General features: G+C 67.8%; 3 protein-coding genes. All 3 read right to left on the bottom strand.

The genetic code is table 11. The annotated features are described in order from the left end of the window. A partial coding sequence (locus JHD07_RS38440; RefSeq protein WP_291631722.1) for an amidohydrolase family protein occupies window positions 1-719 on the bottom strand: 719 nt, incomplete at its 3' end. 4 nt (window positions 720-723) lie between these two features. Further along, the gene (locus JHD07_RS38435; protein ID WP_291631720.1) at window positions 724-1,803 is read right to left on the bottom strand and encodes a maleylacetate reductase; all 1,080 of its coding nucleotides are present in this window, start codon (window positions 1,801-1,803) and stop codon (window positions 724-726) included. Next, window positions 1,800-2,078, bottom strand: a 279-nt coding sequence (locus JHD07_RS38430) for a Dabb family protein (RefSeq protein WP_291631718.1), incomplete at its 5' end; no start/stop codon positions are given. The genes JHD07_RS38430 and JHD07_RS38435, both read right to left, overlap by 4 nt.

Here is a 2,078-nt window from a genome sequence, read left to right as displayed (position 1 = left end):
ATCAGCTTCTCCCAGCCGCCGGGCGTCTTGGCCGGGCCACCGCCCTGATGCATCGAAGCGATCAGGTTCAGCTCCCGCGCCAGTCGAAAATCATGCATGGCGACGTCGAGCGTCGAATAATGCGGACCGAGAATCGCGAGCCCCAGTGTGACGAGGCCGTCGCGGTCGGCGAGGGGACCGGCCAAGAGCCGCTCGACCTCGCGGCGCGGATGCGGCACTTCCGAGAAATGCGGCTCGCCCGGCTTCGGCTCGGGCTTCGGCGAGCCATGGAAGAAGGCGGCACGAATGCCGCTCTCGATCAGGCCGCGCACGGCGGCGTCGGTATGATCGGGCGTCGGATTGTTGTGGCACCAGTCGACCAGCGTGGTGACGCCGTGGTTGATCTGGTTCAGCGCGCCGACCAGCGTTGCGATGTAGATGTCGTCGGGCCGGAACACGGTCGCGAGTCCGGCATGCATACGGCGAAAATACTCCAGCAGCGTCCAGTTCGCGGCAAAGCCGCGCAAGCCCGTCTGCCAGGTGTGCATGTGCGCGTTAATGAGGCCGGGGATGACGATGCGACCCGTGCCGTCAATGATTTCGACGTCCGCCGCGACCTCGATCGACGACCGCACGTCGGCGATACGGCTGCCCTCGACCAGCACGTCGCCGGTCGCGAGATCGCCGATCGCATCATCCATGCTGATGACGGTTGCGGATCTGATCAGGGTGCGCCGCATTGCTTCAAGCCGCCGCTTTCATGACGCCGGGTGGCTCGCCGGCCCAGGCGCGTGCAATCAGGTCGCGAATGGCGCCGCGCTCGAGCGGCCGTGGATTCCAGTAGGCGTTTGTGACCGCGAGATCGGCCGCCTTCTCGATGCCGCTCTCGGGCATGCCGACGTCACGCAGCGCAAGCTTCGCACCCAGCCGCTTGGCAAGGTCGTAGAGACCCTGGGCTGCGTCGGCGGCGCCGATCGCGCGCGAGATGCGCGCCATCGCATCGGGCACATCAGGCGCGTTGTAGGCCAGCGCATGCGGCAGCACGATGGTGTGGGTCTCGGCGTGCGGCAGATCGAAGGTGCCGCCGAGCGTATGGCAGAGCTTGTGATGCAGCGCCATGCCGACGGTGCCGAGACAGACGCCGCAAAGCCAGGCGCCATAGAGAGCTTCGGTGCGGGCCTCGCGGTCGTCGCTTCTGGCGGCGATCGCGGGCAGGGCGCGAGCCAGCGCGCGGATGCCCTCTTCCGCCATCAGCGACGTGACAGGATTGGCGTCGCGCGCATAGAGCGCCTCGACCGCATGGGCGATCGCATTGATGCCGGATGTCGCGGCGAGACTTGCCGGCAGCGTCAAGGTCAGATCGACGTCGTAGATCACGGTCTCGGGCAGCACCGCCGCATCGCGCACCGTGGTCTTCAGGCCGTTCTCGGTCTGGCCCAGGATCGGCGTCATTTCCGAGCCGGCATAGGTGGTGGGGATGCAGAGCTGGTTCACGCCGGTGCGCAAGGCCAGCGCCTTGCCGAGCCCCGTGGTCGAGCCGCCGCCGAGCGAAACGACGCAGTCGGCCTCGCATGCCTTCATCGCCGCGAGCGCGCGTTCCGTGACCTCGACCGGCGTGTGCATGGTGGCGCCCGAGAAGATGCCGGCATGGAGCGGGCCCAGTGCGGCGCCCAGGCTCTTGCCCTGCGCCTCCTGCTGCGGCGTCGTCAGCACCAGCGCGCGCTTGCCGCCGAGCCGCTCGACTTCGGCCCGGGCGCTAGCCAAGGTTCCGCTGCCGAACACGACACGGCAGGGCAGGTTTTCAAAGGTAAACGAGCCGATCATGCGCCGGCCCCTTTGATGGGATAATCGACCTGGAAGCGCCCGATCCGCAAGTCGCCCAGGGCCTCTCGCACGCGCAGATGCTCCGGGTGGTTGGCGTAGGCGGCAAGGGCGGCCTGGTCGGTGAACTCGGAGAACAGGACCACGTCGCAGGCGTAGTCGACCGCGCTGACGTCCATGCCGACTTCGATATGGGTGAGGCCGTCGATCCGGCCCTTGAGGGCCTCGAACAGGGTCTTGACCTTGAGCCGGGCGGCCGAGCGCTCCGCGGGCGTCTC

This window comes from Bradyrhizobium sp. (genome assembly GCF_016462955.1).
Classification (GTDB): Bacteria; Pseudomonadota; Alphaproteobacteria; order Rhizobiales; family Xanthobacteraceae; genus Bradyrhizobium.
The sequence above is the reverse complement of the archived record's forward strand: the minus strand, read 5'-3'. Positions and strand labels throughout refer to the sequence as shown.